The 16866-nt window shown below is 28.1% G+C and carries 15 protein-coding genes; all 15 read left to right on the top strand.

The genetic code is table 11. The features are described 5' to 3' along the window. Nucleotides 1-141: 141 nt before the first annotated feature. The 15 genes from xylB (at nucleotide 142) to JJC02_14600 (ending at nucleotide 16790) form a co-directional block, all read left to right on the top strand. Complete coding sequence (gene xylB, locus JJC02_14670; protein ID UDN54125.1) at nucleotides 142-1689, top strand: xylulokinase; 1548 nt, start codon at nucleotides 142-144, stop codon at nucleotides 1687-1689. A gap of 105 nt (nucleotides 1690-1794) precedes the next feature. Continuing rightward, nucleotides 1795-3132: a xylose isomerase gene (gene xylA, locus JJC02_14665; GenBank protein UDN54124.1), complete on the top strand. Its 1338-nt coding sequence runs from the start codon at nucleotides 1795-1797 to the stop codon at nucleotides 3130-3132. 523 nt (nucleotides 3133-3655) lie between these two features. Beyond that, nucleotides 3656-4855, top strand: coding sequence for a peptidase S41 (locus JJC02_14660; protein UDN54123.1), 1200 nt, complete (start codon nucleotides 3656-3658; stop codon nucleotides 4853-4855). Nucleotides 4856-5072: 217 nt separating this feature from the next. Next, entirely contained in the window at nucleotides 5073-5858 is a 786-nt protein-coding gene (locus JJC02_14655) for a MurR/RpiR family transcriptional regulator (GenBank protein ID UDN54122.1), read from the top strand. Between the two features lie 167 nt (nucleotides 5859-6025). Then, nucleotides 6026-7591, top strand: a complete 1566-nt coding sequence (locus tag JJC02_14650; protein ID UDN54121.1) for a PTS transporter subunit EIIC — start codon at nucleotides 6026-6028, stop codon at nucleotides 7589-7591. A gap of 13 nt (nucleotides 7592-7604) precedes the next feature. After that, nucleotides 7605-8936, top strand: coding sequence for a 6-phospho-alpha-glucosidase (locus tag JJC02_14645; protein ID UDN54120.1), 1332 nt, complete (start codon nucleotides 7605-7607; stop codon nucleotides 8934-8936). A 13-nt stretch (nucleotides 8937-8949) separates the two neighbouring features. Next, the gene (locus tag JJC02_14640; GenBank protein ID UDN54119.1) at nucleotides 8950-9438 is read left to right on the top strand and encodes a hypothetical protein; all 489 of its coding nucleotides are present in this window, start codon (nucleotides 8950-8952) and stop codon (nucleotides 9436-9438) included. A 13-nt stretch (nucleotides 9439-9451) separates the two neighbouring features. Further along, nucleotides 9452-9919, top strand: a complete 468-nt coding sequence (locus JJC02_14635) for a PTS glucose transporter subunit IIA (protein UDN54118.1) — start codon at nucleotides 9452-9454, stop codon at nucleotides 9917-9919. 2 nt (nucleotides 9920-9921) lie between these two features. Further along, the gene (locus tag JJC02_14630; GenBank protein ID UDN54117.1) at nucleotides 9922-11079 is read left to right on the top strand and encodes an MFS transporter; all 1158 of its coding nucleotides are present in this window, start codon (nucleotides 9922-9924) and stop codon (nucleotides 11077-11079) included. Between the two features lie 325 nt (nucleotides 11080-11404). After that, on the top strand, nucleotides 11405-12160 hold the full coding sequence (locus tag JJC02_14625; protein ID UDN56431.1) for an ABC transporter ATP-binding protein: 756 nt from the start codon (nucleotides 11405-11407) through the stop codon (nucleotides 12158-12160). Next, the gene (locus JJC02_14620) at nucleotides 12161-14068 is read left to right on the top strand and encodes an ABC transporter permease (GenBank protein ID UDN54116.1); all 1908 of its coding nucleotides are present in this window, start codon (nucleotides 12161-12163) and stop codon (nucleotides 14066-14068) included. 455 nt (nucleotides 14069-14523) lie between these two features. Beyond that, nucleotides 14524-14667, top strand: coding sequence for a PTS lactose/cellobiose transporter subunit IIA (locus JJC02_14615; GenBank protein UDN56430.1), 144 nt, complete (start codon nucleotides 14524-14526; stop codon nucleotides 14665-14667). A gap of 77 nt (nucleotides 14668-14744) precedes the next feature. After that, nucleotides 14745-15905, top strand: a complete 1161-nt coding sequence (locus JJC02_14610; protein ID UDN54115.1) for an anhydro-N-acetylmuramic acid kinase — start codon at nucleotides 14745-14747, stop codon at nucleotides 15903-15905. Nucleotides 15906-15907: 2 nt separating this feature from the next. Beyond that, entirely contained in the window at nucleotides 15908-16309 is a 402-nt protein-coding gene (locus tag JJC02_14605) for a hypothetical protein (protein ID UDN54114.1), read from the top strand. A 166-nt stretch (nucleotides 16310-16475) separates the two neighbouring features. Further along, entirely contained in the window at nucleotides 16476-16790 is a 315-nt protein-coding gene (locus tag JJC02_14600) for a PTS sugar transporter subunit IIB (protein UDN54113.1), read from the top strand. Nucleotides 16791-16866: the final 76 nt, after the last annotated feature.

Below are 16866 nucleotides of genomic sequence, written 5' to 3'. Positions count from 1 at the left end.
TATTTTGCATTGACAAAGATAATTAAATATTTTATTATTAGTTCATAAGTTAGTTTAATATACTAACAAAAATAAAGCAAGTAAAATATAAAAAAAATAGGGTAGGAAAACGATAATTATGAAGTGGTGTCTCAAGGAGGGATGAAGTTGGAGTATGTATTAGGTGTGGATATTGGTACATCAGGTACTAAAACAGTTTTATTTGATAAGCTAGGAAATACTATAGAAAGTTGTACATATGAATATCCTCTTATACAAGAGAAAACAGGTTGGGCAGAACAGGATGCAAATGATTGGTGGGAAGCTGTAGTCGAATCTATAAGGCATGTGGTTCAAAGTTCAAAGATAAGTAGTGAATGTATAAAAGGAATTGGATTATCAGGGCAGATGCATGGTCTAGTTATGCTAGATAAAGAAGGTAATACTCTAAGAAACTCTATAATATGGTGTGACCAACGTACAGTAAAAGAGTGTGAAGAGATAACTGATTTAGTAGGTAAAGAAAGACTGATTGAAATAACTGCCAATCCAGCACTTACAGGATTTACAGCATCAAAGATACTATGGGTTAGAAATAATGAACCTGATATTTATAAGAATACTAATAAAATACTTCTTCCAAAAGATTATATAAGATACAAATTAACAGGAGAATATGCTACAGAAGTATCAGATGCAAGTGGTATGCAGTTGCTTGATATAAGAAAAAGAAATTGGAGTGACGAAGTACTAGAAAAGCTAAATATAGATAGAAATCTTTTAGGTAAGGTTTATGAATCTCAAGAAATTACAGGATATGTAACTAGAGAGGTGGCAAATTTAACAGGGCTTAAAGAAGGAACAATAGTGGTAGGTGGAGCTGGAGATCAAGCAGCAGGAGCTATAGGAAATGGAATCGTTAAAGATGGAGTAGTCTCATCTACTATTGGTACATCAGGTGTAGTATTTGCATATACAAAAGAGCCAAAAATTGATAAAGAGGGTAGAGTTCATACTTTCTGTCATGCAATACCAAATACATGGCATGTTATGGGTGTTACTCAAGGGGCTGGATTGTCATTAAAATGGTTTAAAGACAATTTTTGTCAAAGTGAAGTGGAAGTTTCAAATTCTTTAGGTAAAGATGTATATGAGATTATAAATAGTCAAGTAAGCCAAGTACCAACAGGATGCAATGGACTACTTTACTTACCATATATGATGGGAGAGAGAACTCCTCATCTTGATCCTTATGCAAGAGGTGTATTTTTTGGGTTATCTCCAATCCATTCTAAAAAAGAAATGGCAAGGTCAATAATGGAAGGTGTTTCGTATAGTCTTAAAGACTGTATGGATATAATAGAAAACCTTAATATAGAAGTTAATGAAGTAAGAGCCTCAGGTGGAGGTGGTAAAAGTAAAGTATGGAGACAGATGCAAGCAGATATGTTTGACCAAGCTGTATATACTATAAATTCAAGTGAAGGACCAGCACTTGGAGTTGCAATTCTTGCATTAGTAGGAGCTGGAATATACGAAAATATACAAAAAGCTTGTGATATTATAATAAAAACTTCAACTAAATTAGAGCCAATAAGTGAAAATGTAGATACATACAAGAGATATCACAGGTTGTATAAAAAAATATACAAATCTTTGAGAGATGATTTTAAGTCATTAGATGAAGTAGTTAATTGTAAAAATAAATAACTAAAATAGCTTAAAAATGAAAATAAAAATAACGATAGAAAATAGTTTTAAATTAAGAAAACATATTATGTAGATTATATTTATAAAATATTGGGAGGATATAAAATGAGTGAAATATTTAAAGGAATAGGACAGATAAAATTTGAAGGAGTAAAATCTAACAATGAGTTAGCATTTAGATACTACAATCCTGAACAAGTAGTAGGTAATAAGACTATGAAAGAACATTTAAGATTTGCAATGAGTTATTGGCATACTTTATGTGGAGAGGGTAATGACCCATTTGGAGTAGGCACAGTAGAGAGACCTTGGAACAATATGACAGACCCAATTGAAATAGCAAAGATTAAAGTTGACGCAGGATTTGAATTTATGTCTAAAATGGGAATTGAGTATTTCTGTTTTCACGACAGAGATATAGCTCCAGAAGGAAGAGATTTAGAAGAAACAAATAAGATACTAGATGAAATAGTTGAGTACATAAAAGTTAAAATGGGAGAAACAGGAATAAAATTATTATGGGGAACTGCTAATATGTTTGGAAATCCAAGATTTGTTCATGGTGCATCTACAACATGTAATGCAGATGTTTATGCATATGCAGCAGCTCAAGTTAAGAAAGCTATGGAAGTAACTAAGTATTTAGGAGGAGAAAACTTTGTATTCTGGGGTGGAAGAGAAGGTTATGAAACTTTACTTAACACTAATACAGAACTTGAAATGGATAACTTTGCAAGATTCTTACAAATGGCTGTAGATTATGCTAAGGAAATAGGATTTACCGGACAATTCTTAATAGAGCCTAAACCAAAAGAGCCTACTAAACACCAATATGATTTTGATACTGCTACTGTTTTAGGATTTTTAAGAAAGTATAATCTAGATAAATACTTCAAAATGAATATAGAAGCAAACCATGCAACACTTGCAGGTCATACTTTCCAACATGAATTAAATATAGCTAGAATAAACAATGTTTTAGGGAGTATAGATGCAAATCAAGGAGACCTATTATTAGGATGGGATACAGACCAATTCCCAACAAATATATATGATGCAACACTTGCAATGTATGAAGTGTTAAAGCAAGGTGGAATAGCTCCGGGAGGATTTAATTTTGACTCTAAAGTAAGAAGAGCATCTTTTGAGGTAGAAGACTTATTCCTAGCTTATATTGCAGGGATGGATACATTTGCAAAAGGATTATTAATAGCTCATAAATTATTAGAAGATGAGGTATTTGAAAACTTTACTAAAGAAAGATATGCAAGCTTTAGTGAGGGTATAGGTAAAGATATAGTAGATGGTAAGGTTGGATTTAAAGAGTTAGAATCTTATGCACTGAAAATGCCAGTTATAAAGAATAAGTCTGGAAGACAAGAAATGTTAGAAGCTATACTTAACAGATATATATATGAAGTAGATACAATTTCTAATAAGTAATTGTGTAGTAATTAAACTTGGATGTTTGAATAAAATAACAGGATATGTTCTTGTTTTTATTCTAAAACAGAAAAAGATAAGTGTTTGTAAAAATTCTCATAATCATGATAAATTAAGGATATAGACTTAAGTGCAATTAGTTTATATCCTTAAAATTTCCATCAAAAATAATCATTTCTATAGTTATCAATATTTTTAGTTATAAATATCTTTCTCAACTAAGAACCAAAAAATCAGTAAAGTATCCCGATTTAAGCCATTATAATGGATAAGTTTTTTAGCATATCTTTTTTAGCATATCACTGATAAGAATTTACTTTCAGGATATGGCAGTAAAATAGATTTTTGAATATGATTGTTATTTTATAACTTTCATGAAATAATTTTGAAAATACAAATAAAAATTTTTTAAAGAGAGTAATCGTGGAATATATCTTCAGGAATTTCTTTTAATTGTTTAGGTGATAATAAAATAATGATACAATGTATTAAAATATAGAATTTGAAAGTTGATGGGAATTATATGAAAAAGAAAGTATTATTTTTAGTAATTATTTTAGCATTTACAATCTTATTAGGTAATTCTACTTACTCTCAAAAGAATCAGTTATCTGAAGAGGAAAAGGTAGAGGATTTTAATTATGTATATAATGTTATAAAAACAGGATATCCATATCTAGATGTAAATAAAACGCTTAATAATATTGATTGGTTAGAAAATAAGGATAAATATACAAAAAGAATAAAAAGTACTGAAAATGATGAAGAATTTATAGAAGAATTGTCATCTATATTATCTGATTTAAATAATAAACATACAGAATTAATAGATAATAAGAAACGATATGAACTTTTTAAGAAATCATACTCTAATAATGACTGGTATGATTTTCTTAATGATAAAAAAGTTGTAGATAGATATGACTCTATAAATCCTAAAATAAAAATGCCAAATGAGATTCTTGTAAAAAAAGAATTAATTTTAAAGGATGCTGTTAATGGTAAGATTGGATATATGTATTTACCATCAATGTCAGCAAAGAAGGAGTCTTTAGAGAATGATTTAAAAGTAGTTGGAGATTATATTAACAGTTTAGAAAAACATAAAGCCTTAATTATTGATGTAAGAGGGAATTTAGGTGGAAGTGATAGGTATTGGCAAGGAATTGTATCTAAACTCATAAAAAATGATGTTAAAATAAATGGCTATAGAATTTATAGAAATAATAACGAAATAGTAAAAAAATATACCAATGCAAGAAATATAAAATTAAATCCTATAGAAAATTTACCAATAAATGTAAAGGAAAATGCACCTAAAGAAATTATAAAAGGCTTTAATAGTTTTGAGGATACTTCTTATGCTATAAAATCTACAAATGATTTAAAATTTAAAGGGAATATATACGTACTTATCGATAAAAAAGTATATTCATCATCAGAGTCGTTTGCAATGTTTTGTAAAGAAATTAAATTGGCAACTTTAGTGGGTGAAACCACTGGCGGAGATGGAGGTTGTATAGACCCCGTGTTGTTTAATCTAAAAAATAGTGGTCTGATAGTTAGAATGGCAAGTTGTATGTATTTAAATAAGAACGGAATCTGCGATGAAAAATTTAAAACCATTCCAGAATTTAAAGTAAAAGATTGTAAAAGAACCAAAAATTTTAAAGATGATAATTGTATAAAAAAGGTACTAGAACTTGAAAATATCAACTATTAGATAAAAGAACAGAATCAAAAAATACATTTTTTAAATTAGCCTATTCTTTTTTCAACTGTCATTGATAAGGGTAACACTTAAAAAACTACCAACTAAGCCAGTATTTCTTATAATAAATTTTATGGGTTGAATATGAAATATAAGAATATGCTGTAATTTAATGTTGAATATTGTTATAATACTTATGACGGTTTTTACTTGGAGGAGGTAATAGTTTATGAGATTAGAAGAAATGATTTTTTTAAATTATAATAAATTGAATGAGACAGATTTATTAATATGGAAATATATAACTGCAAATAAAAAACATTGTAGTAAGATGTCAATAAATGAACTTGCTATGAAATGTAATGTGTCTCGTGCAACTATTACAAGATTTGTTAAAAAATTAGATTTAAAAGGTTTCAGTGAATTTAAAGTATTATTAAGCTGGGAATCAGAAAAGGTTCATGTCATAGAAAATCAGTCATTTGATATTGCGTGTAATTCAATAATTAAGTATGTTGAAGATCAAAAAAATAAAGATTATGATGCATTGTGTAAACTTCTTTATGAATCAAGAACAATATACGCTTATGGTTCAGGTGATATTCAAAATGTGGTTGCAAAACAGATAAAGAGAATGTTTTTATCATGTCAAGAAATAATATATGATTTTGAGGGAAGAACATTTGACGATTCTTTTTACAATATTGTTAGTAAAAACGATGTCATGATTATTATATCCCTAAGTGGCGAGAATGAGAATACGCTTAATATTGCTAGAAGATTAAAATTAATAGGAACTAAAATAATTTCAATTACAGAGTTTAAAAATAATACCTTAACTGATTTAAGTGATGAATCAATTTATATTTCAGCTACTAATATCTCATTTTTACAAATGCACCCTAGTTATAAACTAACAATGTTATATTTTATATTGATTGAGTTACTATTTATTAAATATAGTATTTATAAAAGGCATAGAATGATTACAGAAGGGATTGATTGCAAATTGTAGTCATTCTTTTTTTTATGAAAATTTGAACATAAAAATGTGCAAAAACTTATTTGATTGTGAATAATCTCCAAATACAGTCTAAAGATTGTATATATTTATTAACATGTTAAAATAATAGATGTCTAAGGCCAAGGATAAAATAAAAATATAAGGGGGGAGTAATTTATATGATGAAGAAAATACAACGTTTTGGAGGGGCAATGTTTACTCCAACATTATTATTTGCTTTCGCTGGTATAATGGTTGGGTTCTCAATTGTATTTCAAAATCAGTCAATTATGGGTTCGCTTGCTACACCGGAAAATGTTTGGTACCAATTTTGGGGTGTAATATCCAGTGGAGCTTGGATGGTATTTAATCAGCTGCCATTATTATTTGCTATTTCTTTACCAATAGCACTTGCAAAAAAGCAACAAGCAAGAGCTTGCATGGAAGCTTTAGCAACATACTTGACTTTCAATTATTTCGTAGGTTCTATGTTAAGTTTTTGGGGAAAAAGCTTTGGGGTTGATTTTGCAGCTGAAATAAGCACTGGAAGTGGACTCGTAAGCATTGCTGGTATTAAAACATTAGATACTGGTATGATAGGTGCTTTATTAATATCAGGAATTGTGATTTATGTTCATAATAGATTTTATGATAAAGAACTACCAGATTTTATTGGATTATTTAGAGGTTCATCACTTGTAGTTGCAATTTGTTTCTTTGCTATGATACCAGTTGCATTATTAACTTGCTTTATTTGGCCACATGTTCAAAATGTTATTAGGCATTTACAAACATTTTTTATAAATAGTGGAAATATAGGAGTTTGGTGTTATGCATTCTTACAAAAGATTTTAATACCAACTGGATTGCATCATTTTGTATATGCACCAATTTGTTATGATAATGTTGTTGTTCCAGGTGGAACATCAGTATATTGGGCTACCCATATTCAGAATTTTCAAACTTCAAGTCAGACTCTAAAGGAAATGTATCCAATTGGATTTTCATTATCTGGCTTATCAAAGGTGTTTGGTTCATTAGGTGTATTTGGTGCTTTCTATGTAACTGCAAAGCCAGAAAAGAAGAAGAAAGTATTAGGTTTAATGATTCCTGCTACTCTTACTGCAGTATTAACTGGAATTACTGAGCCGTTAGAATTTACATTTTTATTTGTAGCACCGCTTTTATTCTTAGTACATGCATTTTTAGATGCATGCTTGCAAACGATTTCATTTGCTTTAGGGGTTGTTGGTGATTTTGGTGGAGGAATTATTAACTGGGTTGTATTAAATTGGCTTCCACTTGGAATGTATCACTGGAAGGTATACATTATTCAAGTTGTTATAGGGATTATATTTTCATTTATTTGGTTCTTTGTATTTACTTTCTTAATTAAGAAATTTGATATGAAAACTCCTGGTAGAGAAGAAGATACTGAAGAAACAAAACTATATACTAAAAATGAGTACTTAGAAACTAAAGATGAAAAAGGAAATAAATTAAGTAAAGCATCTCAACAAGCGGCTGAATATATAAAATTAGTTGGTGGAGCAACAAATATTGTAGATGTTACAAATTGTGCTACAAGATTGAGGTTAACTTTAAAAGATGACTCAATCATTTCTAAAGAAGAAGAATTTAAAGCAGTAGGCGCACATGGTCTAGTGCATAATGGAAAAGCTATTCAGATTATTATTGGGCTTTCAGTTCCAAGTGTAAGAGAAGAGTTTGAAAATTTATTGTAAAGGAGATATAAAGATGGAAAGAAAAAGACAAAGAATACTAATTGCTGGAGGGGGAAGTACTTATACTGCTGGAATTGTAACAATGCTAATTGAAAGTATTGATAAATTTCCTATTGAATCAATTAAATTATATGATAATAACGATGAGAGACAGAGAAAAGTTGCTGAAGCATGTGCAATAATTGTTAGAGAGAAAAATCCAGAAGTTAAGTTTAGTTATACAACAGACCCAAAAGAAGCATTTACTGATATTGATTTTGTAATGGCACAAATTCGTGTTGGTTTATATGCTTTACGTGAACAAGATGAAAAAATTCCACTAAAATATGGGGTTGTTGGTCAAGAAACTTGTGGAGCAGGTGGAATTGCTTATGGATTAAGAACAATAGGACCAGTAATCGAAATGATTGATTATATGGAAAAATATTCTCCAAATGCTTGGATGCTTAATTATTCAAATCCAGCAGCTATAGTTGCAGAAGCATGTCGTGTATTAAGACCAAATTCAAGAATTATTAATATTTGTGATATGCCAGTATGTTTAGAGGAAATATTTGCTAGAATTTTAGGTTTAAATTCTCGTAAAGATTTTGATGTTAGATACTATGGATTAAATCATTTTGGGTGGTGGACAAGCATTAAAGATAAAGAAGGAAATGATTTAATGCCTAAATTAAAAGAATATTGTGCTAAAAAGGGATATGAGGAATTTACGCCTCAAGGTCAACACAAAGAATCTAGTTGGTTAGAAACTATGAGAGCGGCAAAGAACTTATTGGAAATAGAACCAACTACATTACCCAATACTTATTTAAAATATTATTTAATGGCTGATGAAACTGTTAAACATGCTAATCCAAATTATACAAGAGCAAATGAAATTATGGATAGAAGAGAAAAAGATACATTCGAAGAATGTGAAAGAATTGTAAAAAATGGTACAGCAAGAGATACATGGTTTGATGCAAATGAACATTCTCAATTTATTGTTGAATTAGCTTGTGCATTAGCATTTAATACTCAGGAAAGATTTTTACTGATTGTTCCTAATAATGGGGCTATTGAAAATTTTGCAGATGATGCAATGGTTGAAATTCCTTGTCTTGTTGGAAAAAATATGGTTGAACCTATGTCTATAGGTAAAATACCGACTTTCCAAAAAGGTTTAATGGAACAACAAGTTGCTTCTGAAAAATTAGCTGTAGAAGCATGGATAGATAAAAGCTATCAAAAATTATGGCAGTCATTTACTATGAGTAAAACTGTTCCAAGTGCAAAAGTAGCAAAAGAAATCTTAGATGAAATGATTGTGGCTAATAAGGATTTCTGGCCAACTTTTAAATAAGGAGAATAAAAACATGATAACAAATAAAATAAAAAATATCACAGTAGTATTAAAAGATGAAAATATATTTCTTTCAGTGATAATGGGTTATTTTCTAATATTGCCTGTTCTATATATAGTGTATTTAGAATTGACATCATTATTTACAAATGTTTCATTTTCACAACTTTTAAATAATGATGTTAATGCAAGTTTAAATTTAGTCTCTAACTTTAGTGCAGTATACAGTGCATATGTTATTTATAATATAAAAAAGAATAAAGATATAAAAGAAAACATGATTGCTTTCTATTTAGTCTTATTAGGGCAGGTATTCCAAATTTACACAATAACTATTGTTATCATGTTTACCTATGTTTATAAATTTGTTGGAATTAAACAAATCATAAGCAGTATTAAAGAACTACAATGGGGAAAGAGCTATAAAGCTCTTTTTTCCTCAGTTGCAGTATGTTCAATATCGTTATTTGTAATGATAATCAGAATAAAGTTAATTATGTAGAGGAGTGTTTATAATGTTCTTTAAAAGAAAAAAAGAAGCAATTACAATTAATTCCTATATTGATGGAAAAATAATTAATCTTGAAGAAATTCCTGATAAAGTATTTTCAACTAAGGTAATGGGGGATGGATTTGCTATGATAGCAAAGGATAATGTTCTTAAATCACCCACTAGAGGAATAATAAATTTTATTGCTCAAACTAACCATGCTATAGGAATTAAATTGAAAAATGATGTTCAAATTCTTATTCATATTGGATTAGATAGTGCAACGATAAAAACAGAAAAATTTAAACTAGAAATTAAACAAGGTCAAGAAGTTAATATGGGTGAAAAATTAGTAGAAATCGATAACAAGTTACTTGAAAATACTTTATATATTCCTTTAGTCATTATAGAAAATCCTAATAAGGTAAAATATCATCTTTCAAACTTAAATCATGAGGGAAGTAGTGGTATTAAAGTTATCAGCTTTGATTAATTATGATTAATAAAGCGATTAAATTTAGATTTATCATATTCTATTTTCTCTCATATATTATTTTTGCCTTTGCATCTACAAAATTCACACCTTTTTTATCAAAATTAGGTTACTCAGCATTTGAAAGAGGAATTATATTATCGAGTTATGCAATAACCAATATATTATTTCAATTATTGTTTGGAGTATTGGCTGATAAGTATCAAACAATGAAAAAAATTGTTTTAATTAGTCTATCAGTTTATGGAATTGCATCAGTTATTATGTTTTCTACTGAATCTGCAACTTTTATAATATATTTGTTACTTGTTGCTTTATCAGGAGGATTATTAAATACTTGCTGTAGTTTATACGATACTTGGATAATAGGTTGTGGAGATAGGCTTAATAATTATTTGTCATTCATTAAGACTTTTGGGTCAATTGGATGGGCTATTGGAAGTATGGTAGCATCTTACTTGATTCTTAAGTTCTCATATTTTGGATTATCTGTAGCTATTGGTTTCATTGTAGTATTACTTATTATAAATATATTATTATTACCTGATATTGAAAAGATTAACAAGAAAATAAGTGTAACTAATAAAGATATTATTGAATTATTAAAAGATAAGCAATATATTTTACTGGTATGTATTTTATTTCTGCTATACTCAATGGTGGTAGCAAATAACTGTACTGTAATAGATAAAATGATATCTTTAAATGCTACAAATTCTCAAATATCTTTAAAGTGGTCTTTACAGTCATTATTGGAGATACCAACATATTTGGCTGGCTCTTATTTATTAAGGAAATATAGTAGCTTAAGCTTATTAAAATTAAGTGCTATTATGATAACAGTTCAGTTTTTATTGTTTGCTTTAGCAAGTGATTCGAATATAATTATTGTACTATGTGTTTTTCAAGTGTTTTCTACTCCTTTAATTTTAATTACGTCAAAAACATTAATATTTGAAGTTTCACCTAAAAAACTTAGAAGTAGTAGCCAGTTAATAGCTTTAAGTATATTTATGGGTGGCTCATCTCTAATTATTCCAACTATTGCTGGATTCTTGAGTATTAATATTGGTTATAATTATACATTAATGGTATTAAGCCTTTTTGGATTCTTAGCTTATGGCTTGATAGTATGTTTAAAAAAGAAACTTTTAAAGTGAAAAATTATAAATGTTTCAATGTCTAAGAGAAATACCATTTGTTTATAACACCTGTATCTGATATAGTTAAGGTGTGGTTTTTGGTTTTTCACAGAACAATTATCGCATATATTAGGGGGTTCTTACGAACCTCTTTTATTTTTTCTACAAATAAAGATGAATAAAATTTTTATTTTAAGACATTCCCATTATGATTATGATAGTCTTTTATCTATGTTACAAAAGTGTAATGCTAGCAGTTAAAATGTAATATTTACTTAAGGATTTATTTACATAAAACCTTTAAAATAAATATATATTAAAAAATTAGCAACTGGAGGCTATTATTACGAAAGAAATATTAAAAATAAAAAATATATCAAAAGATTATGGAATAAAAGGATTTAGAACAAATGTATTAAAAAATATATCTCTTACAGTCAATGAAGGTGATTTTATATCGATAATGGGTCCATCTGGTGCAGGTAAAACAACATTACTCAATCTGATGTCTACGCTTGACAAACAAACTTCAGGAGAAATAATACTAGATGGAATCAACATATCGAAAGTGAAAAATAATGAACTTTCGAAATTAAGAAGAGAAAAAATAGGATTTATATTTCAAGACTATAATCTATTAGATAACATGAAACTAATGGATAATATAGCACTTCCTCTAGCACTAGGAAAAAAGAAAAGTAAAGAAATAGAATCTAAGGTATTTTCTATAGCCAAAAAATTTGGATTAGAAAATCATTTAGATAAATATCCTTATCAACTATCAGGAGGACAAAAACAGAGAGGTGCAGCAGCTAGGTCATTAATTACAAATCCAGCAGTCATATTTGCTGATGAACCAACAGGTGCTTTGGACTCTAAATCAGCGTATGAACTTCTAGAATCATTAGAAAGAATAAACAGAGAAAACAACTCTACTATTATAATGATTACACATGACCCATTAACTGCAAGTTATTCAAATGAAGTGTATATGATAAATGATGGAAATATAAAGTGTAAATTAAACAAAGGAAGTAGTAGAAAAGAATTTTATGGGAAAATTATGGATATGCTAGCCTCTATGGGAGGTGAGATGTAAGTGAGTATACTTGGGATTGCTTATAATAATTTTAAGAGTAACATAAGAACGTATCTAGCATTTTTTATATCTATGGTTTTTTCAGTAGTTGTGTTAATTAATTTTGAGTTATTAAGATATGGTGATGCTATAAATGTATTACAAGGAGAAAATAAAAGATTTACGCTATCAGTGTTAGTGGCTGTGATAATGATACTATCAGTATTTTTATTTTTCTTTATATGGTATGCAACAAATATATTTTTTAAGAATAGGTCTAAAGAAATTGGAATATTGTCCTTTATGGGTTTGGATTTATATACTATAGGAAAAATATATTTTGTAGAAAATATGCTTATAGGAATAAGTTCTTGTATAACAGGAATAATTATAGGAATAATAACATCCAGATTTTTTCAAGTAGTGATAATAAAGTTATCTGGATTTGATATAAAGGTATCTAATGGGCTTAGCATAGAAGCTATACTGTATGCAACTTTAATATTTATTTCTATATTTATAATAATGGCTATAAAAGGCTTTATAACAATATGTAGAAGTAGTGTAATAAATTTAATTAATACATCTAAAAAGCAAGAAAAAATACCAAAGATAGGAATAGGTATATATATATTAGCTATGATATCGATTATAGTAATAGGATATGGTTATTATCTTTCTACTAATATAAGAACTGGAAATATAACTAGTGTAATACCTATTATAGGTATAATAATAATAGGTACTTATGGTCTATTTAAATCAGTTGTGCCTGTTATATTTGATATTATAATAAAAAATAAAAAAATATTATTCAATGGAAATAATATAATTGCAATAAACAATATAAATTATAGGTTAAATAAAAATTATAAAACTTATGCTATAATAGCAATAATTATAACTACTACAATATCCACTCTTGGTGCTTCAGTTGCAATGAATTATGTATATAAGAATGCAAAAGAGCAGAGAAATATATACACTGTTAGCATAGTTTCAATGAATAAAGACGAAGTGAATAAAAAACAAATAGAGAATATAATAAAAGATACTAATAAGATAAAATATTCAGTAAATCCAGAACTAACAGTTTTAGAAAAAACAGATAGTAAAGAAACTTATGATACAACAGATGCTATAATGAAATATAGTGATTTTTGTAATATTCTTAAAGTAAATGGTAATGGTGAAGAATTAAAGGAGTATAGTGAGAAATTAGTTAGAGGAAATAGTGTAATAGAGTTAAAGAGTCCTCAAACGATAGTATCAATGGCTACAAAAGAAGCTAATATAAAACTTGATGGACAGTTATATAGTATTTCAAAGGGAGGAGTAAAAGTTCCAGTATTAGGTACAGGATTTAATAAAAGTATTATAGTAGTAAATGACAATGCATATTTCAAATTAAGAGATAAGGGTCAACAAGTATATTTTTATGGAGCAAAGGTGTCTCAAGAAGAAGATAGCCAAGTAATGTTCAGCAATATTGAAAAGAATTTAAGTTTAAAAAATGGATATATTATGAATGGATATAAAGGTCTAAATGAGGGTCAATGGATGAAATTTGCATATGTAGTGCTTGTGTTTTTATTCTTAGTATTTGCAATTGTAGCTGGAAGTATAATATATATGAAAATATATAATGATGCATATGAAGATAAAGACAAATACAAGATTTTATTAAAAATAGGCACTACAGAAAAAGAGATAAATAGAGCTATACTTAAAGAAGTAGCTATATTTTATACTTTACCAATGTTAAGTGCAACAATATCTAGTTATTTTGCATTGAGATTAGCAGGAGATTTATTGATGGCAAATTTATTTGGTATATATATACTAAGTTTAGTTATATGTTTGATAATTTTCATAATATATGGAGCAGTATCTGTTAATAAGTTTAAGAGTGTAGTATATAAAAATTAGTTGATAGAGTAGTAAAAGACAAGGTAGATTCTTACAATAAGAGTCTCCTTGTTGTTTGATTAATAAATTTATATAAAATATGTTGTGATATTAATAATTTAAAGAGTTAGGTTTTGATGATTTTAAGTATAGATTAAATAGACATTAGTTTAGATGGTATAGATGAGGAGACATATTTGATAATAAGATTCAATCAAATAGTAGTATTAAACATATATAATTACAATATCTATATATAATTAAACCTCAAAAGAAGAAAAGCAAAATATAGATATAATTTGTTATGAAAAAAAATTACACTAAATTACATTGACACTGAAAATATTTTAAGGTAATATTTAGCTAAGACAAAAAACATAATAAAATTAATTTAAATGCATTTTATGAAAGTGAATTGGTGTAGTTAAAATGAAGCTGATGATGCATTACATAAGGCTCATAAAGTTCAAACTAGAATAATCCAAGCTGAAGCAGGAGGAGAAAAAACAGAATTGTCTGTATTATTTGTACATGTACAAGACCATCTAATGACAGCTATGGAAGCTAGAAGCTTAGTCGAACATATAATAAAATTACACAAAAAAATAGATGCTAAGTAATTTGATATATTGAAAATATATGCCTTGTGCAATAATGTACAAGGTATTTTTAGTACAAAATATTATAAATTTAAGGGATGATAATTATGTATAGTGTAGGTTTGATGTCAGGAACTTCTTTGGATGGTATTGATGCAGTATTAGCTGAAATTAGTGGAAGTGGATTAAATACCAAAATTAAGCAAATTGAATTTATAACTCTAGAAATTCCTAAAGACATAAAAGAGGAAATAAGAAATTGCTGTATAGAAGATAAATCAAGTGTTGATTTAATTTGTAGCTTAAATTTCAAGCTTGGATATTTATTTAGTGAAGCTGTAAAAGCAGTATGTCATAAAGCAAATTTTGATGTAGAAAACTTGGATTTTATTGCATCTCATGGTCAAACTATATTTCATATACCTAGAAGTTATAATAACTTTATATCTTCAACACTTCAAATAGGCGAGCCAGCAGTTATAGCTCATGAAACAAAGACAAAAGTAATATCTAATTTTAGAACTATGGATATAGCTGCAGGTGGAGAAGGGGCTCCGTTAGTTCCATATAGTGAATTTTTATTATATAGTGATAAGAATAAAAATATAGCTCTTCAAAATATTGGTGGAATAGGAAATGTCACTGTAATACCCAATACATGTAATATAGATGATGTATTTGCCTTTGATACAGGTCCAGGTAATATGATAATAGACGGGGTTTGTCAAAGATTGTTTGACAAAAAATACGATAAAGATGGATACTTTGCATCAAAAGGTAAAATTAATGAAGAAATGTTGAAAGATTTGATGAGCCATAAATATATTAGCCAATCACCACCAAAAAGTACTGGAAGAGAAGTATTTGGACAAACATATTTAGATAAAATGCTTAACAAATACAACTATATAGATAAACATGATTTAATAGCAACAGTAACTATGTTTACAGCAAGAACTATCTATGATAATTACAAAAACTTTGTGATTCCAAAGGTTAATATAGATACTTTATTAATTGGAGGGGGAGGAGCTCATAATGCAACCTTGATGGGGTATATAAAAGGCTTGTTACCAGAAATTGAGGTTTTGACTCAAGATGATTATGGATATTCTTCTGATGCAAAGGAAGCTTTAGCATTTATAATCTTAGGAAATGAAACATTAAATAATTCATTCTCTAATGTAGTATCCGCTACAGGAGCAAAAAATAAAGTTATTTTAGGTAATATAACACCAAATCCTTTTGGAGGTAAATAGGTATGTCTAAGAATAATAAAAAAAAGAAAAACAAGCAAAATAACAATTATAAAAACAATAAAAACAGGCAAGAGAACTTAAATACTAAAAAATACACAGAAAAAAAGACAAAAACGGATTACAATATTCCAACCATAAGTTTTAAAAGTGGGCTAATATTAATGGCTTCAGCACTAATAGGTACTATAGCTTTTCCATTTCTCTTATCAATGTTTGGAATAAATTATAAAATTGGAGTTGTTATAGGAAATACAATAATTACTTCTTTTGCAGTTGCGTATACTAGATACTTTATTGAAAGCAAGAGAGGATTTTCTTTGGGATTTTTTAGAATGTATATTTTATTTGCATTATCGTTTGCAATAATAGGCTATTTCTGGATATATAAAGGAATACATATTTAAAAGATTACTTAATATTTAGTTTAAAAAGGGAGTATAGAAAATATGTTTGAAAAAAAATTACATTTAGATTTGAAAATTATGAAAAAATATGTGAAAATGTATTCCTGCAAATTAAAATACATGTTATAATGAATAAAAAGAAATACAAAAACAGGAGGGAATAAAGATGAGAGTATTATTTGTTTGTTCAGCGGGGATGTCAAGTTCTATAGCAGTTAATGCACTACAAAAAGAAGGTGCAAAAAATGGCATAGAGATAGATGTATCAGCTATTGGGACTCAGGAGTTTGAGGATGAAATTAAAAATGGATGGGATGTTGCTATGGTAGCTCCGCAAGTAAGACATAGATTTGATTACTTAAAAGGTTTTGCTGATGAGATTGGTGTTCCATGTGCATTGATACAAGCACAAGCTTATAGTCCACTAGGAGGGGCAAAGTTATTAAAACAAGTTCAAGAGCTGTTGGCAAATAATATATAGAATATTATTGCAGTTATTGAAAGAAAAATTTTACAATAAATTGCCGAAAAGCCTCCTTCTTTAGATTTGGGGATGA

The organism is Clostridioides sp. ES-S-0054-01, from assembly GCA_021561035.1.
Classification (GTDB): Bacteria; Bacillota; Clostridia; order Peptostreptococcales; family Peptostreptococcaceae; genus Clostridioides.
Note: the sequence above shows the minus strand (reverse complement) of the source record. Positions and strands in the feature narration are given on the sequence as shown.